This window comes from Aquibacillus halophilus (assembly GCF_009649745.1).
Lineage (GTDB): Bacteria > Bacillota > Bacilli > Bacillales > Amphibacillaceae > Aquibacillus > Aquibacillus halophilus.
This window is the reverse complement of record NZ_WJNG01000022.1, coordinates 39042-63542: the sequence shown is the minus strand read 5'-3', so window position 1 is coordinate 63542 and position 24501 is coordinate 39042. Positions and strand designations below refer to the sequence as shown.

Genomic DNA, 24501 nt, shown 5'->3' with positions numbered 1-24501 from the left:
ATATATATCTTCATTTCTTTAGGTCTAGTGACAATAGCGGAGAGGTCACACCTGTTCCCATGCCGAACACAGTAGTTAAGCTCTCCAGCGCCCATGGTAGTTGGGGCTTTGCCCCTGCAAGAGTAGGACGTTGCTAGGCAAATAAAACACCCCAAAAGCTTAAATGCTTTTGGGGTGTTTTGTATTATAGAAGTTTAAATATTTTAAAAGTGACCCCTATGAGATAGATAAATTTTACAGTTACTTAAGTTCTTAATAAAAGTTTAAAATAGTAAAATAATAAAGTACAAACCAAAATGTATATGTACAAACAAGTTTCAGAGTTTTTTTCATAGAATAAAATATAAATATATTATTAGTTTCATGTATAGTTTCGTTAGATTAGGAGAAACTAAGCTAGCGGAGGTGGAGAATATGAAGACAGTCGAACAAAGCAAAACTTGTGGCATTTGCGATCAGGCAAAGTATAGAGGTATTCATTTATATAATTTGTTTATTTGTTGTGAATGCGAACAAAAGATGATCCATACTGAACCAAAGCAAGAGCAATATCAGTATTATCTTAATAAGCTAAAGAATATTAATCAACCAAAGTTATATTCATAGATTAGAACACCCTTACTGTTACCCCCACAGTAAGGGTGTTCTCGTTTTTAAAGGAATAATTTTTAAGACCTGTTGTTCATTGGTATAATGTAATAACCAGTATATAGATAGACGAGGCGGGAATTTTATGAACAATCAAAAGCAAGAAGTACCTTTATACGAAGCGTTAAAAAAGAGAAGCGATCAAAATCCCATTTCATTCCATGTACCAGGCCATAAGGGAGGACTAGTATTTAATAAAGAAGGAATAGAATCATATGAAAAACTACTACAAATAGATCTTACTGAGTTGGCAGGACTCGATGATTTACATGCCCCACAAGGTGTTATTGCAAAATCACAAGCACTTGCAGCAAGATGGTTTGGGGTTGAATCAACTTACTTCTTAGTAGGAGGCAGTACTGTTGGTAATTTAGCTATGATTTTAGCAACGTGTCATCCTGGCGGAAAAGTAATAGTACAAAGGAATAGTCATAAATCTATATTAAATGGGTTAGAATTGAGTGGTTCATTACCTGTATTTGTCGCTCCCGACTATGACGAAAGTGTCGATAGATATTCAGCTCCAAGTGTTAATACATTAAAGCAGGCTATTACATGTCATCCTGATGCAACAGCGATAATCTTAACTTACCCTGATTATTTTGGGAGAACTTATGATATTGAATCAGTTATTATATATGCCCACCAGCACAATATTCCGGTACTAGTTGATGAGGCACATGGTGTTCATTTTTCATTAGGTGCTATATTTCCGGCGTCTTCCGTTGAGTTAGGAGCAGATGTGGTTGTCCAATCAGCACATAAAATGGCGCCAGCAATGACAATGGCTTCTTATTTACATACAAATACATCTTTGGTATCATCCGATAAGATTAAACGCTATTTACAAATGCTCCAATCAAGTAGCCCCTCCTATCCTTTAATGGCAAGTCTAGATTTAGCGAGGGCTTATTTAGAACAAATTACTGCAGATAATATCCGGGATTTGCAAAAGAGCATTAATAAATTGAGGTCTGAATTAAATAAAAGTGATTTTTGGGAGGTCATTCCGTTAAAAACTGGGATAGATGATCCGTTAAAAATAACTATCCAAGTTAAAGGTGGCTATACAGGAAAAAAAGCAGCTGAACTTTTTGAAAAAGAGCGATTAGTGCCGGAGTTATCTACACATAATCAAATTCTATTTATTCATGGTTTGACACCATTCGAGCAATGGGGAACGCTAATTGAGGCGATAGAAAAGATAAATGAACAATTAAAAATAGTTCCTAAGCATGCTACAATAGATGATAATAATATAATTATTAACGAACCAATACAAAGTTTAGCTTTTTCTTATCAAGAAATGAGTAAAAAGAAAACAAAGTTCATCTCCTGGGAGTTAGCAAACGGAAAGATAGCAGCTGAGGCAGTTATACCTTATCCTCCGGGAATTCCTCTCATTGTTAAAGGAGAAATAGTTACTGAAAGACACATAAACATGGTAAAATACCTTTTAAGTAAAGGTATAAGTTTTCAAAATAGAGATATAAATAACGGAATTTATTTATTTTTATAATATCAGAAAGTATAAAAACTTATGTTAGTTATTTGCCTATGTTCAATAAAATTGTCTAATTGGTCGATTGAACTGATGGAACCAACAATGGGGCTATAACTATCTAATGATTTTTACTAAAGGAGACTAACTGTGGTAGGATATTTTATTACATTTGAAGGCGGTGAGGGAGCAGGGAAGACCTCTGTATTGCAAGCACTTGAAAACAAGTTAGTGGTGGATGGACATGATGTAATCACAACTAGGGAACCAGGTGGGATAGAGATTGCAGAAAAAATTAGAGATGTCATTTTAAACCCGGCCCATACTTTAATGGATGCTAGAACAGAAGCGCTTTTATACGCTGCTGCGCGACGCCAGCATCTGGTTGAAAAAGTATTACCAGCTTTAGCAAATGGAAAAATAGTATTATGTGATCGTTTTATAGATAGTAGTTTAGCTTATCAAGGCCATGCTCGTGGTTTAGGAATGGACGAGGTATATCAGATAAATGAATTTGCCATTGAAGGTTGTATGCCTGATTTAACGCTCTTTTTTGATATTAATCCTGAAGAAGGTTTGAAGCGAATAGTTGCTAATAAAGACCGAGAACAGAATCGTTTAGATCTAGAACAATTAAAATTCCACGAAAAGGTTTATGAAGCCTATCAAAAGTTAACGAGTAAATTTCCAGAACGAATCCATCGAGTCGATGCAAGCCAAACGATTGACTTGGTTGAGAAAGAGACATATAACAAGATAATGTCTTTTTTAAAAGACAAAGCAACTTAGTCATTACTTTTCTCATATTCAATAGTTGTTATCCATTTGAATACAATATATCAGTAATGAAAAGAGGAGAGGAAAAAAATGAAACTAATTTTAGCTGTTGTTCAAGATAAAGATAGTAATCGCCTGACCGATGCCTTAGGCGAGGAAAACTTTAAAACGACTAAACTATCTACGACAGGTGGTTTCCTTAAAGAAGGAAATACAACATTAATGATTGGCTGTGAGGATAAATACGTTGATGAAGCCTTAGAAATCATTCGAGATAATTGTAGTCAAAGAGAGCAAATGGTGGCTCCTATATCACCAATGGGTGGAAATGCCGATTCATATATTCCACGACCAATTAATGTAGAAGTTGGCGGTGCCACAGTATTTGTCGTTCCTGTAGATTCATTTTTTCAATTTTAAGTAAGGGGATAACGATTAAATGAAAATCAGTCAAGAATTGCGATCGCAAATCGATGCCTCCCAAAAGAATTCAATACAGCAATCAAGTAGCTCAAAGAATTTTGACTCAATGGTAGGTGCACAAACACAAAAACTGAAGCAACAAGAATTACAAAAATTAATGACTGAGTTAACAAATCAAGGTGAACGATTAGAGAAGTTTCGATCATTTCAGGATTTAGCTAAGTATAAACGAATGGTAAAGAGTTTTGTTCAGGAAGCAGTTCAATATGGTATGGATCTAAAACATTCGCATAGCTGGAACATGGAAGGTAATAGTAGAAAGTTAACTATCGTCAACGAAATTGACCAAAAGCTTGTTGAATTAACTGATGAGTTTATAGCAGAGGAAAGACGATCAATAGGATTGCTAGGTATTATAGGTGAAATAAAGGGCTTATTAGTAAATCTATACACGTGAAGGAAATGATAGAACTCCTATTCGGTATTAAGTTTAATAAAAGGGAAGTAATGATATGAGAACTTGGTCAGAAATGACTACTATTCAACCTTTAGTTAGCAAAATGTTAGTCAACAGCTTAAAAAAAGAACGAATTTCACACGCTTATTTATTTCACGGTGCAAGAGGCACAGGAAAACATGAATTAAGTATTTTGCTAACTAAAAGTATTTTTTGTAATAATAAAACAGATTTTCAACCTTGTGATAATTGTAAAGAATGTCACCGCATTGATACTGGGAATCATCCAGATGTACATCGCATTGTCCCGGATGGTCAATCAATTAAAAAAGAACAAATTTTACATCTCCAGAAAGAGTTTACCTACACTGGTTTGGAGTCAAACAGAAAGGTATATATCATTACTGATGCTGATAAAATGACTAGCAATGCCTCTAACCGACTACTCAAGTTTTTGGAGGAACCAAGTAAGCTTACAACAGCGATCCTTCTTACAGAAAATAGCCAATCTATTTTACAAACGATAAGATCCAGGTGCCAAATTATGGCGCTGAAACCACTTAATCCCTTAAGTATTAAGAATAAATTAGTAGAAGAGGGTTTATCTGAATCAAATGCCAAGTTAATGGCAGCTTTGACAAATAATATTTCTGAAGCAATTGAAATAAGTAGCGATGAGTGGTTTGCTAATGCTAGAAAGATAGTGGTACAATTAGTAGAAGTGCTCCAAGAAAAACCAGATGAATCTTTACTGTTCATAAATAATAATTGGATGCCACATTTTAAAGAACGAAGGCAGCTCCAACAAGGCTTGGATTTACTGATCATTTGGTTTAGAGATATCATATATAATTATGTGGATAATTCAGATTCCATTGTCTTTATTAGTGAACAAGAAAAAATAGTTCACTCCTCTATGAATTGGTCTAGAGAGCATGCAACTAAAGTTCTAAGCAAAATTATGGAGGCAAAACGAAAGCTAGACCAAAATGTAAATCCTGCTTTAGTAATGGAGCAGTTAACACTTCAAATACAGAGGTGAAAGATAATGATAGAAGTTATAGGTGTCCGTTTCAAAAAGGCGGGTAAAATATATTATTTCGACCCTAATGAAGTAACTATTCAAAAGGATGACTACGTAATTGTTGAAACGGTTAGAGGCGTAGAGTTTGGTAAGGTAGTAATTTCAAATAAAAGGGTTGATGAGGAAGACATTGTACTTCCATTAAAGAAAGTCATACGTACAGCGAACGACAAGGACAAGTTATCCGTTGCTGAAAATCAAGAGAACTCAAAGGAAGCTTACCTCGTTTGTCAGCAAAAGATACAAGAGCATGATTTAGACATGAACTTAGTAGATGTAGAGTATACATTTGACCGAAATAAAGCAATTTTTTATTTCACTGCAGACGGTAGAGTCGACTTTAGGGATCTTGTAAAAGACTTAGCTTCTGTCTTTAAGACAAGAATAGAACTGCGTCAAATTGGTGTTCGCGATGAGGCTAAGCTCTTAGGTGGTGTAGGACCGTGCGGACGACTGTTATGTTGTTCAACTTTTTTAGGTGATTTTGAGCCTGTATCTATTAAGATGGCAAAAGATCAAAACCTATCACTAAACCCAGCAAAGATTTCAGGGCTATGTGGTCGGTTGATGTGTTGCTTAAAATATGAGAATGATGACTATGAGACTGCTAAAAAACAACTACCTGATTTAGGAGAAAAAGTTAAGACACCTTTTGGCTTAGGTAAAGTAGTTGGGTTAAACATCCTAGAACGCATTATTCAAATTGAAATTCCTGAAAAAGAAAAAGTAATTGAATATACTTTAGATGAACTGATAGAAGAAGGAATTATCATGACGCAAGCCACGGAATAATGGGGTGGAGTTAGTGAATAAAAAAGATGTTTTTGAACAAGTATCCTATATGGAAGAGCAAATCGGCCAACTTTATCAGCAACTCGGCGATTTAAAAAGCCAATTAAGTGAACTGTTGGAAGAAAATCATCGACTTGCTTTAGAGAATCACCATTTACGGAATCGACTAGAATCAAGTCAAGACGGTGAAAGTAATCAAGGTGATACTGACATTAATAAAGATGTCTCTATAGGTGAGGGATACGACAATTTAGCCAGGCTTTATGAAGAAGGATTTCATATTTGTAATGTTCATTTTGGAAGCCCGCGCCAACATGAGGATTGTTTATTTTGTTTATTGTTTTTAAATAAAACAAAATAACTTATTAATTTTACAAGATGCCTAATAGATAATTATGTGCATAGATATCACGTAGATTAAAATATTAAGGACTAACCTTAAAGGCTTAAAAGTGCTTTTAGGTTAGTTCTTTTTTTATTTTTGTTTTACAAGTTATAAATGCCTAAAATATCTGTCCCGAAAACAAGTGTGCATTTTACGGACAGATAATCAACGTGATAAACTAATTATCATATTAACTCTGAAGGAGAAAAGTAAATGATTGATTTACAAGGTGATGAACGATTGGATTATTTATTAGCAGAAAAAGAGATGAAAATCATACAAAGTCCAACAATTTGTGCATTTTCCTTAGATGCTGTTTTACTCGCAAACTTTACATATGTTCCAATAAAAAGAGGAAGTATTTTAGATTTATGTACAGGAAATGCTGTGATTCCTCTATTACTAAGTCGACGTTCACAAGCAGAGATTACAGGAGTGGAGATACAGCCCCGAATAGTAGATATGGCTAAACGAAGTATAGAGATTAATGATCTGACGAATCAATTGACCGTGATACAAGGTGATTTAAAAGAAATGCCTCAGCTATTAGGTAATGGGAAATTTGATTTAGTGACGTGTAATCCTCCATATTTTAAAACAGCGAAAACAGAACATCAAAATAAGAATGATTATTTAACAATAGCACGTCATGAGATTAAATGTTCGCTGGAAGATGTAGTAAAGGCTTGTAGTATCCTTACTAGACCAGGTGGGAAAGTATCTATGGTTCATCGTCCAGGAAGATTAGTGGAAATCTTAACCCTATTTAAGAAATATAAAATAGAGCCCAAGCGCTTGCAATTGGTATATCCCAAAAAAGGAAAAGAAGCAAACATATTGTTGATTGAAGGGATCAGAGATGGAAGCCCAGATCTAAAAATTCTAGAGCCTTTATATACCTTCGATGAAGATGGTAAGTATACAAAGGAAATTAAGGAAATCATCTATGGAAAAAGAAAATAGACATTTTGTGTACATGCTAAAATGTAAGGATGGAACTCTATACACTGGATACACCAATGATATTAGAAAAAGAGTACGAATGCATGAGCAGGGAAAGGGAGCTAAATATACAAAGGGTAGAGGTCCATTTAAGCTTGTTTAAATCAGTGACTATCAAACAAAAACAAAAGCATTACAAGAAGAATATACAATAAAAAAATTAAGCAGAGCTGCCAAAGACAGCTTGATTAAAAATTATGAAGAGGGGCAGGATGGATGTTAAAGACTCAAAGTAGTTTCCAACACCAAATTTCTACAGGCACTTTATATATTGTGCCTACTCCAATAGGAAATTTAGAAGATATAACAATCCGCGCTATCAATACATTAAAAGCGGTAGATATGATTGCGGCAGAAGATACTAGAAATACAAAGAAATTACTTAATTATTTCGAAATAGATAATAAGTTGATATCCTACCATGAACATAATAAGCAGTCACGTGAGTCAAGACTACTAGATGCATTAAAGGAAGGTTCTGATATTGCTTTAGTAAGTGATGCCGGAATGCCGGCTATATCAGATCCTGGTTATGAAATTGTTAAAGCGGCAATAGAAGTAGATTTACCGGTAGTTGTTCTGCCCGGGGCAAGTGCAGCGTTATGTGCATTAGTTGGTTCGGGTTTACCTGCAAATGAATTTTACTTCTATGGGTTTTTACCAAGAAAGAAGAAAGATAGAGATGCTGATATGGAACGATTAAAATCCATAAATGCAACCTTACTTTTTTATGAATCCCCTCATAGGTTGTTAGATACTTTGGAGTATTTGCATGAGAAATTGGGCAATAGAAGAATTTCAGTTGCTAGAGAGTTGACGAAACGTTTCGAGGAATATATTAGGGGCGAAATTTTAGAAGTTATCAAGTGGACAGAAGAGGGAACTATTAAAGGAGAATTCTGTATTGTTGTTGAGGGGAATACAGAATCTGTATCAGATATCCCGGTTTGGTGGAATGAGCTAACGATAGAAAAGCATGTAGAACACTATATTAATGAAGACAATATGACTAGCAAGGAAGCGATTAAACAAGTCGCAGAAGTAAGAAAGTTACCAAAACGAGAAATTTACCAAGCATATCATATAGATTAATTCTTACTAGAATGTATAAAAAAAATCAAAACAAAAAACCTTCGCATGTGAATTGCGAAGGTGAATCGATTAATTTATTTTTCGTTTATTCTATTTTGAATTTCATCTATTAAAGCTTTTGCACCATCCGGGCTCAACACTATTTTACCATTTGCTAATGAAAGGTTATCATCAGAGATTTCACCAGTAATATGGCAAGTCATGTTTGGCTTATATTTCTTTAGGATGATGCGATCATCGTCTACATAAATCTCTAAAGCATCTTTTTCATTGATACCTAGAGTGCGACGGAGCTCAATAGGTATTACTACGCGGCCTAATTCATCAACCTTACGCACAATCCCAGTAGATTTCATTGAATAAACTCCCCTCATTCAAAATTCGTCAATATTCGACATATGTGTGTAAAAGATAGTTTACCAGTGTTTTACATATGTGTCAATTATATTTTAGCTTATTTCATCGTTTTAGGAAAGTGATATGCATAAAAGATACTTAATCAACTTTATTCATGAACTACTTTCCTAAAACAGGCTGTTTTAGCTTATTTATTTGTTCGACATATTTCGACATAAAGTGATTTACTCGGGCTGTAACTTGGACTATAAACATTGACCAAATAGACCCACTATCGATATAGTGTAAAATAGAAATCCTAAAACAATAGAAATAAGATAGAAGTTTCATTTAAATGGAAAATTTGCACCGAAATCGCTACAATAAAAAAAGAATAATAAATACCATATTAATGAAACTATTAAAAAGTGAATTACATAAGAGGAGGTACCTATATGTCAGAGGAAAAAAAGACGTTTTACTTAACAACTCCCATTTATTATCCTAGTGGTAATTTACACATTGGTCATGCTTATAGCACTGTAGCTGGTGATGTAATGGCAAGGTATAAGCGATTACGGGGCTATGATGTTATGTACTTAACTGGAACAGATGAGCATGGACAAAAAATACAGAAAAAAGCAGATGAAAGTGGTGTTTCACCACAAAAATATGTAGATGAAATTGTAAGTGGCATTAAGGATCTTTGGGAAAAGCTTGATATTTCCTATGATGACTTTATCCGTACAACAGAGGATCGTCATAAAAAAGTGGTAGAACAGATCTTTGCACAACTATTGGAACAAGGCGATATCTACTTAGATGAATATGAGGGAAGCTATTGTACTTCATGTGAATCATTTTTTACGGAAAGACAACTAGAAAATGGTAAGTGTCCAGATTGTGGTGGCCAAGTTGAAAGGGTAAAGGAAGAATCGTATTTCTTTAGGATGAGTAAATATGTAGATCGTTTACTTAAATATTATGAGGAAAATCCTGAATTCATTCAACCTGAGAGCAGAAAGAATGAAATGATTAATAATTTTATCAAACCAGGCTTGGAGGATTTAGCGGTTTCTCGCACAACTTTTGATTGGGGTGTTAAAGTACCAGGTAACCCCAAGCATGTTATTTATGTTTGGATTGATGCTTTATCTAATTATATTACTGCCTTAGGCTATGGTACTGATAACGATAAAAACTATCAAAAGTATTGGCCGGCAGACGTACATCTAATGAGTAAAGAAATTGTGCGCTTCCACACGATATACTGGCCAATAATGTTGATGGCACTCGACTTACCTTTACCTAAAAAGGTATTTGCACATGGTTGGATTTTAATGAAAGATGGTAAGATGTCCAAATCAAAAGGCAATGTGGTAAATCCAATCGATTTAACAAACCGTTATGGTTTAGATGCTCTTCGCTACTATTTGCTTCGAGAAGTTCCTTTCGGTTCTGATGGGGTATTTACTCCTGAAGGGTTTGTAGAAAGAATTAATTATGATTTAGCTAACGATTTAGGGAATTTACTAAACCGTACGATTGCTATGATTATTAAATACTTTGATGGAGAAATACCTGCGTTTAGAGAATCTCAGGACAAGTATGATGAGCAATTAGAGCAGCTTGGAAGAGAAACGGTAACCAAAGTAGAGGCAGAGCTAGATGAAATGGGATTCTCGGTAGCTTTAACAACAATTTGGCAGTATATTAGTCGTACAAATAAATATATTGATGAGACACAGCCTTGGGTCTTAGCAAAGGATGAGAGTAATAAGGAGCGTTTAGGTAACGTAATGGCACATTTGGCTGATTCCTTACGCCGTACTGGAATTCTATTACGACCATTCTTAACCCAGACGCCTTCAAGCATATTTGAACAACTAGGGATTGAAAAAGAGCAATATAAAACATGGGAAAGTTTAAACGAGATGGATGTCATTGCACAGGGAACAAAAGTGAAAAAGAAAGATCCAATCTTCCCGAGACTTGATACAGAAGAGGAAGTAAAGATTATTAAAGAAATGATGAAAAAACCAGTACCAAAGGAAGAAGAAACAAAAGGTGAAGCAAAAGAAGAAATCACTTTTGATGAGTTTATGAAATTAGATTTACGAGTAGCAGAAGTAATACATGCAGAAAAAATGAAAAAAGCTGATAAACTTCTAGTAATTCAAGTGGATTTAGGTAATGAAAAAAGACAAATAATATCAGGAATTGCAGAGCACTATAAACCTGAAGACTTATTAGGTAAAAAAGTGATCTGTGTTACCAATTTAAAGCCAGTCAAGCTTCGTGGCGAGCTCTCCCAAGGTATGATTCTTTCTGGTGAAGACTCAACAGGAAAACTTGCGTTAGCAACAGTGGAACAAACGTTGCCTAATGGATCTATAGTAAAGTAAAAAGTAGTATAGGAACGCTTATCGAATTAAATGATAAGCGTTTTCCTTTTTTGGAATACTATTGTCATATCAATAGTAAGAAAAAAGAAATAGGAGGTTGTTAATATGTTATTTGATACCCATGTCCATTTAAATGTACATCAATTTGATGAGGACCGAGAAGAAGTAATGACCCGTGCTCAAAATGCTGGTGTTACATATATGGTAGTAGTAGGATTTGATCATGAAACAATCCCAAAGGCAATTGAGCTAGCTGAAGAGCACCCCAATATCTATGCCGCTGTAGGATGGCATCCTGTTGATGCAATTGATATGACAGAAAAAGAATTGAAATGGCTAGAAGAATTAGCAGAACATCCAAAAGTAGTAGCAATTGGTGAAATGGGTCTTGATTATCATTGGGATAAGTCACCAAAAGATGTTCAAAAGGAAGTTTTTCGTAAACAAATACAGCTTGCTAAAAAAGTTAAGTTACCTATAATAATTCATAACCGGGAAGCAACAGAAGATATAATACAACTATTAAAAGAAGAAAATGCGGCTGAGATTGGTGGTATTATGCACTGTTATAATGATTCCCTTGATTACGTTCAGGAATGTCTTGATATGAATTTTTATATCTCATTAGGTGGTCCGGTGACCTTTAAAAATGCAATCGAACCCAAAGAAGTAGCACAGGCTGTGCCGCTAGAACGCCTACTAATAGAAACGGACTGCCCTTTTCTAGCACCTCATCCTAACCGGGGTAAACGGAATGAACCTGCATACGTTAAACTTGTAGCAGAAAAAATAGCTGAGTTAAGGAATATCTCATTTGAAGAGGTAAGTGAAGCTACAACAGAGAATGCATTTCTACTCTTTCAAATTAAACGGTAAATGCGCTAAATCCTTTGTAATAGTAGTATTAAATCAATAGGAGAGAAATTTGTCGATACTTTTTAGTTTTAATATCACTCTAAAATGTGCATACTGTGAGGAGCCAATAAATCTAATGGTTCCTCTTTTTAATTGTAGAAATAATAGTAGTTTAAAAGTCACTTGAAATATATATCTATGAACAATTGGTGACTTGTAATGCAATTTTAACATGATTGAAATATTAGTAGATAAATGGGAGTTGAAGCCAGTATTGGCAAGTCATTTAACAGTCTGTAGCTAATAAGGAAGCATTTGACAGGCTAAATCGTTGTTTATATAATACAACAGCGGGATAAAGGAGGCAAACGAGCATGAAAATCATTTCAAAGCTATTGCCGGCATTTAAAACAAAGCTGGTTATACCTATCCTTAGTATTATTGCACTTGTTGCTTTTGTGAGTTTTACAACTTACCAGGTAACAAAAGCACAGATCACTGTAACCGAAGATGGTGAAGTTTCTGCTATCAGGACACATGCTGACACGGTAGAGGATGTATTAAACGAACTAGACATCGAAGTGGAAGATCACGATAAACTTTCACATCCCAAAGACGAACTAATTACATCAGGAATGAAAATAGATCTTATAAAAGCAAATGAAATAATCGTCTCCATTAATGATGAAGACAAAACTTATTTCACAACAACAGAGACAGTCGGGGCTTTTCTTGACGAACAAAAAATTGAAGTATCTGATCATGATGAGGTGTCTTTAAATCGCGATCATAAAATTGAAGCAGGATTATCAATTGAAATTAAAGAGGCCTACCAAGTAATGTTAAATGATGGTGGCGAAGAAAAGCAGGTTTGGGTTACTGGAGGAACGGTTGCAGATCTTTTAAAGAGTGAGAATGTAAGTTTAGGAGATTTAGACCGATTAGAGCCAAAAGAATCTGATAGACTTTCAGAGGCAACTAATATTACTATTACAAGGGTAGAAAAAGTAACTGATATAGTTGAAGAAACCAAGGATTATTCCATAGTGAAAAAGAACGATAGTTCACTTGCTAAAGGTACTGAAAAGGTTGTATCTTCCGGTAAGGAAGGGATTATTGCTAAGCATTATGAAGTTGTCTTAGAAAACGGTAAAGAAGTAAGCCGTGAGTTAATTAAAGAAGAAGTAAAAAAGGAAAGCGAACAACGTGTCGTTGCTGTAGGAACTAAAGTGAACCAAAATACTGGTGTTAATACCGTATCACGTGGCGATGATACAGTTGCGAGAACACTTACAATGCATGCAACAGCATATAACTGGAATTGTGCGTCTTGTGATGGTAGAGGTCTTACCAGAACCGGAATAAATCTTAAAGCTAATCCTAATCTAAAAATTGTTGCTGTTGACCCTAGTGTAATTCCATTAGGAACAAAATTATGGGTAGAAGGTTATGGATATGCAACTGCTAATGATACCGGTGGAGCTATTAAAGGGAACCGGATTGATGTTCATTTACCAACCCTAGCCGAAGCATATAGATATGGACGAAAAACCGTACAGGTAAGAATATTGGAATAAAATAATTTTTAATAATCTGCCCTTACCGATATAATGGTAAGGGCTTTTCTTATGACCCAAAAGTATAGCGAATTGAAGATGTATTGTTTTTTAGGGTAATATCTAAATGTATAGTATTGTAATAAGGGAATTTGGTGCATGTATAGTTAAAATATTATTATAAAAATAATGCTGTTTCTTAAAAAAATATTGTTTTTGACACAATATCCATAGATTACGAAGTAGTATCTTCTATCTCTGACACTAATTAAAGTTGAATGCTTATATGCCGTTCCGGCAGAATACTTCGCTTTCCATGGGCACGGCCTCAGCCTCCTCAGAATCAAAAAGCGATTCTTCCGGGGTCTTCGGACACGCGCTGTTCCCATAGGAGTCTACGTATTCTGCCTTTCACTGGTAGTGGTGTTCTGATTATTAAGGGAAAAAATTAGTTGTATGTTAAGAGATTTCCCCACTTTTGAAAACATAGTTATTTTAAAGTTTGGGTACTAAACTACACTAGTTTTGAGCTTATCCATCCCTCTTTCCTTATTGTTGTAATAAGATGGTGATTGGAGCGGAGGGCAGTCGACTCCTGCGGGAAAAGCGACGGCTGAAAATCCCACAGGAAGCGGTTTTCTTCCGAGGAAGTTGAAGCGTTGCCCGCGGAAAGCGACTGCCCGGAGCGCAAATCAACTAATAGCTACGCTACGACGGATTTTTCATCAACTACGAAGAATAAAAAGCAATATAACTTATGAAAAGAACTAAAAATAAAATATAAACAATGGTTATGTGGATTAGGGGGATTATTAAGCTTGAAAATAAAAGAAGTAATAGTTGTAGAAGGAAAAGATGATACTGCAAAGATAAAACAAGCAGTTGATGCTGATACAATTGAAACCAATGGTTCTGCTGTCAATGATGCTATTATAGAACAAATAAAACATGCTAAAGAAAAACGAGGAATTATCATCTTTACAGATCCAGATTATCCAGGGCAACGGATAAGGCATATAGTCTCAAATGCAGTACCCGGCTGTAAGCACGCCTTTTTGTCTAAATCGGAAGCGAAGGCAAAACATGATAAAGGAATTGGGATTGAGCATGCTACAAAAGACACGATCCAAAAGGCTTTATCGAGTATTTATGAGCTTACGCAAGAGTATAGCAGTGAACTTACTAGAGAAGACTTGCTTCAATATGGACTACTAGGTGGTAACAAAGCAAGATCTAGAAGAGAGAAAGTTGGATTGGAGTTAAGGATTGGCTACACGAATGGAAAGCAGTTACTGAAACGGTTGAATATGTTTCAAATATCGAAAGTGATGTTTATAGAGACAATGAACAGAATTATTCAGGAGGAAAATAATGAGTAGACAAAAAGCAATCGCAACCCCAAATAAAACAAAAGAAATTCTAAACAAGTTTGGTTTTTCTTTTAAGAAAAGTTTAGGGCAGAATTTTCTTATTGATGTAAATATACTTGAAAGAATAATTCACCATGCTGGTATTAATAAACAAACAGGTACTATAGAAATAGGTCCAGGGATGGGAGCTTTGACGGAACAGTTAGCAATACATTCGAACCGGGTTGTTGCTATTGAAATTGACCAACGACTCGTCCCTATATTAAAAGAAACCTTGGAGGATTACTCCAATGTGGAAATAGTAAACGAAGATATACTAAAAGCCAATATTAGCAAAATAATTGATTCAAATTTTGAAACTGACCAGAAAATTAAAGTCGTGGCAAATCTACCATACTACATAACAACACCGATATTAATGAAATTATTGATGGATCGACTTCCGGTATCGAGTTTTACGGTGATGATTCAGAAAGAAGTGGCAGAACGTATGGCGGCACAACCTAATACAAAAAGCTATGGATCCTTATCGATTGCAGTCCAATACTACACGCATGCAAGTGTAGTGATGAACGTTCCGAAGACGGTGTTTATGCCACAACCTAATGTGGACTCTTCCGTACTACATTTAGAAGTGAGAGATTCTCCACCAGTCGAAGTGGAAGATGAAGAGTTTTTCTTTAATCTTGTTCAAGCATGTTTTGGCCAAAGAAGAAAGACATTGAGAAATAACTTGGCACGGCACTTTTCATCAACATTGAACAAAGAACAAATTGAAATACATTTGAACAAAGCAGAAATTGATGGTACTCGTAGAGGCGAATCCTTAAACATGGAAGAATTCGCAAGATTAGCGCGTGCATTTACTATCAAGGAGAAATAAATTAATAAATATCTATAATTTTTCTTTCTTAATGTGCGCTAAATAGGGAACAACTTATTTCCTTCTGTCATAGGCTATTTTATATATTCAAATTTGAATGGCCTAGTGAGAGGTGGAATAATGGATTTTACAACTGGTGAACTAGTAACGCGTAAATCGTATAATAACGATATACTATTTCGAGTTATTAATATTGATAATAATATAGTACTTCTTCATGGTGAAGATATTCGGTTAGAGGCTGATGCAAAGGTAGATGATTTAGTTAAGGTAGAGGATAGAGAGCTTGAAAAAAGGAAAAAGAAAATTAAAGAGAAGGAAGATTACTCTTTTCGTCTTTTTCGTCAGGACTATCAATTGATGAAGGAGAAGCGGGAATATGAAACAACATCAGGTTATAATCAACCGGCAAATTACTTTCAAATCCCTGCACGGGTGCTTCACTTGGATGGTGATCGACTTTACCTAAAAAAATGTATCGATTTATATCAACGAATAGGCTTACAGGTCCATGGTGTTCATCTCAATGAGAAAGATATGCCACTAGAGATTGGTTCACTGGTGGAAAAAATACAGCCTGATATGATTGTTATTACAGGTCATGATGCTTTTTCTAGAAGTAAAGGTTCAAAAAATGATATTAGAGCATACCGTCATTCTAAATATTTTGCTGAAACAGTAAGAGAGGCAAGGAAGGTTGTTCCTAACTTAGACCAACTAGTTATTTTCGCGGGAGCATGTCAGTCTCATTTTGAATCATTAATTAGGGCTGGTTCAAATTTTGCAAGTTCTCCAACAAGAATAAATATTCATGCACTTGATCCGGTCTATATTGCAGCTAAGATTGCCTACACACCATTTATGGAAAAAGTAAGGGTCTATGATGCATTGAGGAATACGATGACGGGTGAGAAGGGTTTGGGAGGTGTAGAAACTCGTGGGTTACTAAGAACCGGAATGCCTTATATCGATCAAGAAAAAGAGTCATTTGATTAAGCTAATTTAGAGTACTTGTCGATGGGATTTGATAAGTGCTTTTGTTTTTCTTGTAATGAATTTAAAGGCAAAAGGTCCAAAACCGTTAAAGGTATGCGAGTTTCTCCCAAATTCCACTTACAAAAAGAGTGTCCGCAAAGTGTAAATATCTCCTAAGTAAACTGTTTTTAACGCAATGAATTTATTTCGGAAAATAAAACACATAATTTTGAGATTTTGTGAGAAAATAAATTATATTAAAACATTAATAATTGTTGACATTAAATTTACTATACTGTTATAATATAATATTTTACTTGACTGATTAAACAAGCTTATGGTATAGTGAATATAGAGTGAGGTGGAGTGTATTGGCTAAAACATTGGTAGAAATCAAACAAGGTCTTGATGTACAAATTGGAAAACGCTTGAAGCTTAAAGCTAACGGCGGAAGAAGAAAGACCATTGAGCGTTTTGGTACTCTTGCAGAAACGTATCCTTCAGTTTTTATTGTAGAATTAGATCAGCAAGAAAATGCTTTTGAGCGTGTTTCTTACAGTTATGCAGACGTTTTGACTGAAACTGTTGAATTAAACTTCATCGATGATATGAGTAAAGTAATGTAATTCTTGGGGAGCAGTGAACAATCGTTTACTGCTTTTATACTATTCCAAATGTTTTATTTGGTCTGGTTTTTTTGAAAAGTTTTTTGTTATTAAAAATCTCAAGAAGTCCTTAAATAATGTTGATAAATGAAGCTCTACCAGTAGTTATGGTAGTGCTTTTTTATTTGGTTTTTTTAAATTTATCCTTTAAATGAAACATTTGGATCGATTAATTATCCTGTGAATGCTAAAAATAAGTGTGTCGTAAGACCAGATTGGAAAGGGGCTGCTTTCATGGGTAGACGAAAAGGTATTATGTCCGACCAATTGAAAGAAGAAATAGCTAAAGAGTTGGGTTTTTACGACACGGTCCAACAAGAAGGTTGGGGAGGCATCCGTGCACGTGACGCAGGTAATATGGTTAAACGTGCGGTGGAAATGGCAGAACAACAGTTAAAAAAGGGCAAATCCTAAAATAAAGGGGTTTGCCCCTTTTTGTTTTGTTGAGAGATATGGTAACATTTATAGGTATATGAATGAAGAAGGTGACGGCAATGTATGTACTTGAAAAAGCACCAGCAAAAATAAATCTAACTCTAGATGTATTATACAAACGACCTGATGATTATCATGAGATAGAGATGGTAATGACTACTATTGATTTGGCAGATCGTATTGAATTAGTATCTCTAAATGAAGACTGTATAAAAATTGAGTCAGAGAACCGCTTTGTACCAAATGATGAACGTAATTTAGCCTATAGGGCTGCAAAATTATTAAAGGAAACATATCAAATTACCAAAGGAGTCAAAATTTACATTGAAAAACATATTCCTGTTGCAGCAGGTTTAGCTGGTGGTAGTAGTGATGCTGCTGCTACACTAAGGGGGTTAAATAGACTTTGGTCACTAGGACTATCAATAGAACGATTAGCTTCCTTAGGAGCTAAAATCGGTTCAGATGTCTCTTTTTGCGTATATAATACAACAGCATTAGCGCAGGGAAGAGGTGAGATTATTACAGAGTTACCAGCTCCTCCTGCTTGTTGGGTCGTTTTAGCGAAGCCAACATTAGGTGTTTCGACGCAATCCATTTACCAGAAGTTAAACCTTAGTGAAGTAAATCATCCCAACACAACAGCAATGATCGATGCATTAAAAAATGGTGATTATTTATCTATGTGTAGAGAGCTAGGCAATGTACTTGAGCCTACAACAGTATCACTGTATCAAGAGGTGTATCAAATCAAAAGGCAAATGGAACAATCAGGGGCGGATGCAGTACTTATGAGTGGAAGTGGACCTACTGTTTTTGCTTTTGTACGACAAGAAAGTAGAGCTCATAGAATTTATAATAGTCTTAGGGGTTTTTGTGATGAGGTTTATGTTGTTCGAATGTTAGGTTATCAGGAGCCACTTGATTAAAACCGTATAAAGTGGTATGTTTTATATAAAAATATTCGGTTTTAGAGGTGTCCGCATGAAGAGAAGTGATCGATTAGTTGCAATAACTAACTATTTAATTGAAAATCCAATGAAATTGGTTTCCTTACCATTTTTTTCAACAACCTATGATGCAGCAAAATCTTCTATCAGTGAAGATCTAACTATTGTAAATAAAGTTTTTAAGCAAGAAGGAATGGGTTACCTTAAATCAATATCCGGTGCTGCAGGTGGTGTTAAATATATTCCTGAGCATTCGCTAGATAATAGCAAAAAATTTATTGACGATCTTTGTAAGAGGTTGGAGGACCCTAGTCGATTACTCCCAGGTGGTTATTTATTTATGAGTGATCTACTTGGAGAGCCTTCGACAGTGAGAAATATCGGGAAAATTTTTGCCTCTGAGTTCTCTAAACTAGAAATTGATGTGGTAGTAACAGTAGCTACTAAGGGAATCCCACTTGCTTATGCCGTAGCATCCTTTCTAAATGTTCCTGTTGTGATTGTAAGAAGAGATCCCAAAGTAACGGAGGGCTCAACGGTAAGTATAAATTATGTGTCAGGATCTTCAAGAAAAATACAAACAATGATTTTGCCGAAAAGAAGCTTACATGAGGGCGCAAAAGTTTGTATTATTGATGATTTCATGATGGCCGGTGGTACGATAAATGGAATGAAGGATTTGTTAAAAGAATTTAATGCACAAGTCAAGGCGATTGGTGTTTTGGTTGAAGCAGAGGATGAAGAAGAAGAACGTGTAGTCGATAACTATACCTCGTTAATACAAATATCAAATGTAAATGTAAAAAATAATAAGATTAAAGTAAATAAAGGCAATTTCCTTGGAAAGAGTTAATTATTAATGATTAACTCTTTCTTTTTCTTTGAATTAACATAAAGAAAAAACAGCGTACTTTCTACCTATTTTGCTATTTAATAGATTTTTCAACTAATTTACTCAAAAATAAAAATATTTTTTTAAAAAAAGAAGGAATTCTCTATATTTTGTTGAATGTAAGGTAATAAGTTCTAATAGGGAAAAGGTGGTGAGACATAATGGAGGTAACAGACGTTAGATTACGCCGCGTTAATACCGAGGGAAGAATGCGAGCAATTGCTTCTATTACGTTGGATCAGGAGTTTGTCGTCCACGATATTCGTGTTATTGACGGTAACAATGGTTTATTTGTAGCAATGCCTTCCAAAAGAACTCCCGATGGGGAATTCAGGGATATTGCACATCCGATTAATTCTGGTACTCGAGCAAAGATACAAGATGCCGTGCTAGAAGAGTATCATCGTGCTGGTGAAGTGGAAGTAGAATACGAAGAAGCCGGTGCTTCTTAAAAGTAATACAGCGGGGGTCTAATCGTAAATGATTAGACTTCTTTTTTGTCTATCCATTAAATTCAGCCAACTTCTCCGTATTTTCCAATTTTTAACTAGCAAATTCCCCATTAACTCAAAATTTAAATCTGAGGCTCTTTGTTGAAATAGCCTTGTGTTTAAGATATATTCATAAATGAATAATTAATTTAATATTAAATAGAAAAATTTTAATATGGGTACTATGTGTTATTAAAACGAGAGACTAATAATTACATATATCAATCTTAACTTTATACTTTTTTTAAAAAGCAAATTAAACGGAGGGTAACTTCATGACGAAAAGGTATGCAGTAGTGCTAGCTGCTGGGCAAGGCACTCGTATGAAATCTAAGCTCTATAAGGTACTTCACCCAGTTATGGGAAAGCCAATGGTTCAACATGTTGTTAATCAGCTTACAAAATTAAAGCTCGAAAATGTTATTACTATTGTTGGTTTCGGTGCAGAAAAAGTAAAAGAACAACTCGGTGATGTATCTAATTTTGTCATCCAAGAAGAGCAATTAGGTACAGGTCATGCCGTAATGCAGGCCGAAGAATTTCTAAAAGATAAAGAAGGAACTACAATTGTTGTTTGTGGTGATACACCGCTACTAACAAGCCAAACGTTAGAAGCATTGTTAAGCCACCATGACAAAGAAGGTGCAAAGGTTACAGTCTTAACAGCTAAGGCTTCTGATCCAACTGGATACGGACGCGTAATCCGTAATAAATACAACGATGTAGAGCGTATCGTTGAACATAAGGATGCGAATGAATCTGAAATAACTATTGATGAGATAAATACAGGAACCTATTGTTTTGATAATCAATCATTATTTAAGGCGTTAAAACAAGTGTCTAATAACAACTCTCAGGGAGAATACTATCTACCTGATGTTATTCAAATATTAAAAAAATCTAATGAAAAAATCAGTGCTTTTCAAACCAAAAGTTTTGACGAAACCTTAGGAGTAAATGATCGTGTTGCTTTGGCTCAAGCGGAAAAGCTGATGAAAAAAAGAATCAATGAAGACCACATGAGAAATGGTGTAACACTTATTGATCCTGATAATAGTTATATCGGACCCGATGTCATAATAAAGCAGGATGCTATTATTTATCCTGGTTGTTTTATTGATGGGAACACAATTATTGAATCAGATGCAGTTATTGGACCAAATACTGAAATAAGAAGTTGTGAAGTTGGGGAAAATACAACTATACGTCAAAGCGTGGCAATTGATAGTAAGATAGGAAAAAGAGTTCAAATCGGGCCGTTTGCACATATTCGACCACAAGCAGATATAGGTGATGAAGTTAAAATAGGAAATTTCGTTGAGATTAAAAAAGCTACATTAGATAAAAATAGTAAAGTATCCCATCTAAGCTATATAGGTGACGCCGAAGTTGGTAAAGGCGTAAATATAGGCTGTGGTACGATTACTGTAAACTATGATGGTAAAAATAAGCACTTAACAAAAATTGAAGATGATGCATTTATTGGATGTAATTCTAATTTAATAGCACCTGTCACTATTGGTAAGGGATCCTATGTTGCTGCTGGTTCCACCATTAATAAAAATGTGCCAGCTGATGCTCTTTCCATTGCACGAGTTAGACAAACGAATAAAGAAGACTACGGAAAGAAACTAAAAAAAATGCAAAAAGATTAATGGAGGGTTCACCAGATGTCAACGGGATATAAAGATTCATTTCTAAAAGTATTCACTCTTAACTCGAATCCAGAATTAGCTTCATCTATAGCAGAAAATATAGGAGTAGAATTAGGCAAATGTTCTGTTACTGCCTTTAGTGATGGAGAAATACAAATAAACATTGAGGAAAGTATAAGAGGTTGCGATGTGTATGTTATTCAATCAACATCGGAATCTGGAAACCAACATCTTATGGAATTGCTTATTATGATTGATGCGTTAAAACGAGCATCAGCAAAAACAATTAATATTGTTATGCCTTATTATGGTTATGCTCGCCAAGACCGTAAAGCTCGTGCTAGGGAACCAATTACTGCAAAACTAATTGCAGATTTATTGCAAACAGCCGGGGCGTCACGAGTGATTACAATGGACTTACACGCACCACAAATACAAGGCTTTTTTAATATTCCAGTTGATCAATTAATTGGTGTCCCTTTACTGTCTGACTATTTTAAGAAGAAAGAATTGGAGGACATCGTCATAGTTTCACCTGATCATGGTGGTGTAACAAGAGCACGTCAGATGGCAGATCGTTTGAAAGCACCAATTGCCATTATTGATAAACGTAGGCCACGTCCCAATGTATCAGAAGTCATGAATATTGTAGGTAAAATAGAAGGTAAAACAGCTATTCTAATTGATGATATGATAGATACAGCAGGAACAATTACACTTGGTGCTAACGCTTTAATTGAAAATGGAGCAAAAGAAGTGTATGCTTGTTGTACACATCCTGTTTTATCTGGCCCAGCTATTGAGCGTATTCAACAATCTGAAATCAAAGAATTAGTCATAACAAATACAATTCCTTTAAAAGAAGAAAAACGAATTGATAAGATTACTCAGTTATCTGTTGCACCGCTAATTAGTGAAGCCATTATTCGTGTACATGAGTTACAATCTGTAAGTGTATTATTTGATTAACTGTAATTAATGTTTGAATACCCTTATTAAAGGGTAAATATTATAATAGGTTTTTTAATTTATTGGAGGGTGATTAATTTGGCAGCAAAACTTAAAGCTGATCCACGACAAAATTTGAAGAAATCATATACAAAACAATTAAGACAAGCTGGTTTGGTACCAGCAGTTGTTTATGGCAATAAAAAAGAACCACAGGCAGTTGCAGTAAATAGTATCGAACTAATTAAAACAATTCGTGACGAAGGTAGAAATGCTATTATTTCACTTAGCATGGATGGAGAATCAGTCGATGTAATGCTTCATGAATATCAAACAGATCCTTTAAGGGACGAGTTAGTGCATGCTGATTTTTATATCGTAAACATGACGCAGGAAATGGATGTTGAGGTTGCTATCCACCTTGATGGAGAAGCACAAGGTTCAAAAGATGGCGGAGTTTTACAACAACCCCTTCACAGATTATCTGTTAGAGCTAAACCAAGAGATATTCCTGAGGAAATAAAGTTAGATGTTTCTAAGTTAGAAGTTGGTGACAGTATTACTGTTGCAGACTTAAAAGATGGTAAGAACTACGAGATACTTGACGATGAAAATACAACAATTGTTACAGTTCTACCACCGGACACTATAACTGAGGATGAAGAAGAGTCTGAAGATGAGTTGGAAGAACCAGAAGTAATTAATGAAAAAGCATCTGAGGATGAAGAAAAATAATAAATTAAAAGGCGTAGCCATCCTGGTTACGCCTTTTTTATACTTTTATGGTTTGCCCTTTTAAAAAGCTCTAAAGTTCAAAACATAGTATTTCATCAATATAGTTAACGAAAATAAGAGTTTCAATTACATAGTAAATACATATGGTGCTATCAAAATAACCATCAAGGCTTTCAATGGCCAAAGGTGTTTGTGCTTTATTTTTATTGATAAACTAAGTACAATAAGGGAAAGTTAATTAAAAGAAAGACGTGAAGGCAAATGAAATGTATTGTTGGATTAGGAAACCCAGGGAAAAAATATGAGCAAACTCGCCATAACGTTGGATTTATGATAATTGATGAACTAGCGGAACGAAATAATTGGAAATTGAAAAAGAAAAAGTTCAATGGGAAGTACTCGCTAGAAACAATTAATGATGAGCAAGTAATTCTGTTAAAACCACAAACCTATATGAATCTATCCGGGGAATCCCTACGTCCGTTAATGGATTTCTATGATATTAATAGCAATGATATTATGGTCATTTATGATGACCTAGATTTACCAACAGGAAAAATACGACTAAGACAAAAAGGTGGTCATGGTGGTCATAATGGTATTCGTTCTATCATCGATCATTTAGCTACAAAGGAATTTAAACGAGTTCGTGTAGGAATTGGCCGACCGACTACTCCAATTCCTGTTCCTGATTATGTATTAGGGAAGTTTAGTAAAGATGAAGCAGAAGAAGCAGCTGCTAGTATTAAAAAAGCTGTTGATGCTTGTGAATCATGGTTAACTAATTCCTTCCAAGAGGTAATGAATGAATTTAACCAGTAGGTCATACAATTAGTTCATAAGTGTATAAAATAAAGCTTTTCGGACAAACTATTGATGAAATTTTGTTTGCCGAGGAGGTTTTTTAAATGGCTGTAATATATAAATGTAACCATTGCGGAAATATAGTAGGTCAACTAGATCAGCAGGTCATCGATAGCACAACATTAGGGTGGAACGAGTTATCTAATGAAGATAGAAAAGAAATGATTGAATATCAGAGTAATGGTGATATTCATATCAAGACAATTTGCGAGGATTGTCAGGAGTCGTTAGAAAACAACCCTCACTACCACGAGTTAGATTATTTTATTCAATAAAAAATCGAGAGTACAAAAGCTTTGGTGTTATTACCAAAGCATTTTTGTAC

The 24501-nt window shown here is 35.0% G+C and carries 28 protein-coding genes and 1 rRNA gene; 28 read left to right on the top strand and 1 reads right to left on the bottom strand.

Annotated features, from left to right (window positions below):
* The first annotated feature begins 23 nt into the window (after positions 1-23).
* The 12 genes from rrf to rsmI all read left to right on the top strand — a co-directional run bounded on the left by rrf (position 24) and on the right by rsmI (position 8161).
* A 5S ribosomal RNA gene (gene rrf, locus GH741_RS20445) occupies positions 24-139 on the top strand.
* A gap of 275 nt (positions 140-414) precedes the next feature.
* On the top strand, positions 415-606 hold the full coding sequence (locus GH741_RS20440) for a sigma factor G inhibitor Gin (protein ID WP_153738609.1): 192 nt from the start codon (positions 415-417) through the stop codon (positions 604-606).
* A gap of 127 nt (positions 607-733) precedes the next feature.
* Positions 734-2167, top strand: coding sequence for an aminotransferase class I/II-fold pyridoxal phosphate-dependent enzyme (locus GH741_RS20435; RefSeq protein WP_153738608.1), 1434 nt, complete (start codon positions 734-736; stop codon positions 2165-2167).
* 132 nt (positions 2168-2299) lie between these two features.
* Positions 2300-2938, top strand: coding sequence for a dTMP kinase (gene tmk, locus GH741_RS20430; RefSeq protein ID WP_338079590.1), 639 nt, complete (start codon positions 2300-2302; stop codon positions 2936-2938).
* A 78-nt stretch (positions 2939-3016) separates the two neighbouring features.
* Complete coding sequence (locus GH741_RS20425) at positions 3017-3346, top strand: cyclic-di-AMP receptor (protein ID WP_153738607.1); 330 nt, start codon at positions 3017-3019, stop codon at positions 3344-3346.
* A 19-nt stretch (positions 3347-3365) separates the two neighbouring features.
* Entirely contained in the window at positions 3366-3806 is a 441-nt protein-coding gene (locus GH741_RS20420; protein ID WP_153738606.1) for a YaaR family protein, read from the top strand.
* A 55-nt stretch (positions 3807-3861) separates the two neighbouring features.
* Positions 3862-4848: a DNA polymerase III subunit delta' gene (holB, locus tag GH741_RS20415; protein WP_153738605.1), complete on the top strand. Its 987-nt coding sequence runs from the start codon at positions 3862-3864 to the stop codon at positions 4846-4848.
* A 6-nt stretch (positions 4849-4854) separates the two neighbouring features.
* The gene (locus tag GH741_RS20410; protein ID WP_153738604.1) at positions 4855-5682 is read left to right on the top strand and encodes a PSP1 domain-containing protein; all 828 of its coding nucleotides are present in this window, start codon (positions 4855-4857) and stop codon (positions 5680-5682) included.
* 13 nt (positions 5683-5695) lie between these two features.
* Positions 5696-6043, top strand: coding sequence for a DNA replication initiation control protein YabA (gene yabA / locus GH741_RS20405; protein ID WP_338079589.1), 348 nt, complete (start codon positions 5696-5698; stop codon positions 6041-6043).
* A gap of 237 nt (positions 6044-6280) precedes the next feature.
* Positions 6281-7030, top strand: a complete 750-nt coding sequence (locus GH741_RS20400; RefSeq protein WP_153738603.1) for a tRNA1(Val) (adenine(37)-N6)-methyltransferase — start codon at positions 6281-6283, stop codon at positions 7028-7030.
* Positions 6972-7172: a GIY-YIG nuclease family protein gene (locus tag GH741_RS22340; RefSeq protein ID WP_338079588.1), complete on the top strand. Its 201-nt coding sequence runs from the start codon at positions 6972-6974 to the stop codon at positions 7170-7172. The genes GH741_RS20400 and GH741_RS22340 overlap by 59 nt, the downstream gene beginning before the upstream one ends.
* Before the next feature lie 113 nt (positions 7173-7285).
* The gene (gene rsmI / locus GH741_RS20390; protein ID WP_153738602.1) at positions 7286-8161 is read left to right on the top strand and encodes a 16S rRNA (cytidine(1402)-2'-O)-methyltransferase; all 876 of its coding nucleotides are present in this window, start codon (positions 7286-7288) and stop codon (positions 8159-8161) included.
* 74 nt (positions 8162-8235) lie between these two features.
* Here rsmI and GH741_RS20385 read toward each other — a convergent pair whose 3' ends face one another.
* Complete coding sequence (locus tag GH741_RS20385; protein WP_153738601.1) at positions 8236-8517, bottom strand: AbrB/MazE/SpoVT family DNA-binding domain-containing protein; 282 nt, start codon at positions 8515-8517, stop codon at positions 8236-8238.
* A 435-nt stretch (positions 8518-8952) separates the two neighbouring features.
* Between GH741_RS20385 and metG the strand changes: the two genes are divergently transcribed.
* The 16 genes from metG to GH741_RS20305 all read left to right on the top strand — a co-directional run bounded on the left by metG (position 8953) and on the right by GH741_RS20305 (position 24451).
* Positions 8953-10902, top strand: coding sequence for a methionine--tRNA ligase (gene metG / locus GH741_RS20380; protein WP_153738600.1), 1950 nt, complete (start codon positions 8953-8955; stop codon positions 10900-10902).
* Positions 10903-11007: 105 nt separating this feature from the next.
* Positions 11008-11778 (top strand): TatD family hydrolase, encoded by a 771-nt coding sequence (locus GH741_RS20375; RefSeq protein WP_153738599.1) that lies wholly within the window; start codon positions 11008-11010, stop codon positions 11776-11778.
* 353 nt (positions 11779-12131) lie between these two features.
* Entirely contained in the window at positions 12132-13334 is a 1203-nt protein-coding gene (locus tag GH741_RS20370) for a G5 and 3D domain-containing protein (protein WP_153738598.1), read from the top strand.
* A 797-nt stretch (positions 13335-14131) separates the two neighbouring features.
* Positions 14132-14692, top strand: a complete 561-nt coding sequence (gene rnmV / locus GH741_RS20365) for a ribonuclease M5 (RefSeq protein ID WP_153738597.1) — start codon at positions 14132-14134, stop codon at positions 14690-14692.
* Positions 14685-15566 carry a 16S rRNA (adenine(1518)-N(6)/adenine(1519)-N(6))-dimethyltransferase RsmA gene (gene rsmA / locus GH741_RS20360; protein ID WP_153738596.1) on the top strand — a complete coding sequence of 294 codons (882 nt, stop codon included), beginning with the start codon at positions 14685-14687 and terminating at the stop codon, positions 15564-15566. The genes rnmV and rsmA overlap by 8 nt, the downstream gene beginning before the upstream one ends.
* A 120-nt stretch (positions 15567-15686) precedes the next feature.
* The gene (yabG, locus tag GH741_RS20355; protein WP_153738595.1) at positions 15687-16562 is read left to right on the top strand and encodes a sporulation peptidase YabG; all 876 of its coding nucleotides are present in this window, start codon (positions 15687-15689) and stop codon (positions 16560-16562) included.
* Between the two features lie 350 nt (positions 16563-16912).
* Positions 16913-17167, top strand: a complete 255-nt coding sequence (veg, locus tag GH741_RS20350) for a biofilm formation stimulator Veg (RefSeq protein WP_153738594.1) — start codon at positions 16913-16915, stop codon at positions 17165-17167.
* Between the two features lie 273 nt (positions 17168-17440).
* Positions 17441-17620, top strand: a complete 180-nt coding sequence (locus tag GH741_RS20345; protein ID WP_153738593.1) for a small, acid-soluble spore protein, alpha/beta type — start codon at positions 17441-17443, stop codon at positions 17618-17620.
* A gap of 80 nt (positions 17621-17700) precedes the next feature.
* A complete protein-coding gene (ispE, locus tag GH741_RS20340) occupies positions 17701-18570 on the top strand; it encodes a 4-(cytidine 5'-diphospho)-2-C-methyl-D-erythritol kinase (RefSeq protein ID WP_153738612.1) in 870 nt (289 codons plus the stop codon).
* Positions 18571-18625: 55 nt separating this feature from the next.
* Positions 18626-19444, top strand: coding sequence for a pur operon repressor (purR, locus tag GH741_RS20335; RefSeq protein WP_153738592.1), 819 nt, complete (start codon positions 18626-18628; stop codon positions 19442-19444).
* A 200-nt stretch (positions 19445-19644) separates the two neighbouring features.
* Positions 19645-19935, top strand: a complete 291-nt coding sequence (spoVG, locus tag GH741_RS20330) for a septation regulator SpoVG (protein ID WP_153738591.1) — start codon at positions 19645-19647, stop codon at positions 19933-19935.
* Positions 19936-20249: 314 nt separating this feature from the next.
* Complete coding sequence (gene glmU, locus GH741_RS20325; protein WP_153738590.1) at positions 20250-21629, top strand: bifunctional UDP-N-acetylglucosamine diphosphorylase/glucosamine-1-phosphate N-acetyltransferase GlmU; 1380 nt, start codon at positions 20250-20252, stop codon at positions 21627-21629.
* A 15-nt stretch (positions 21630-21644) separates the two neighbouring features.
* Positions 21645-22598 carry a ribose-phosphate diphosphokinase gene (locus tag GH741_RS20320; RefSeq protein WP_153738589.1) on the top strand — a complete coding sequence of 318 codons (954 nt, stop codon included), beginning with the start codon at positions 21645-21647 and terminating at the stop codon, positions 22596-22598.
* 78 nt (positions 22599-22676) lie between these two features.
* On the top strand, positions 22677-23312 hold the full coding sequence (locus GH741_RS20315) for a 50S ribosomal protein L25/general stress protein Ctc (protein ID WP_153738588.1): 636 nt from the start codon (positions 22677-22679) through the stop codon (positions 23310-23312).
* Positions 23313-23573: 261 nt separating this feature from the next.
* The gene (pth, locus tag GH741_RS20310; protein ID WP_153738587.1) at positions 23574-24134 is read left to right on the top strand and encodes an aminoacyl-tRNA hydrolase; all 561 of its coding nucleotides are present in this window, start codon (positions 23574-23576) and stop codon (positions 24132-24134) included.
* Between the two features lie 86 nt (positions 24135-24220).
* Positions 24221-24451 carry an anti-sigma-F factor Fin gene (locus GH741_RS20305; RefSeq protein WP_153738586.1) on the top strand — a complete coding sequence of 77 codons (231 nt, stop codon included), beginning with the start codon at positions 24221-24223 and terminating at the stop codon, positions 24449-24451.
* Positions 24452-24501: the final 50 nt, after the last annotated feature.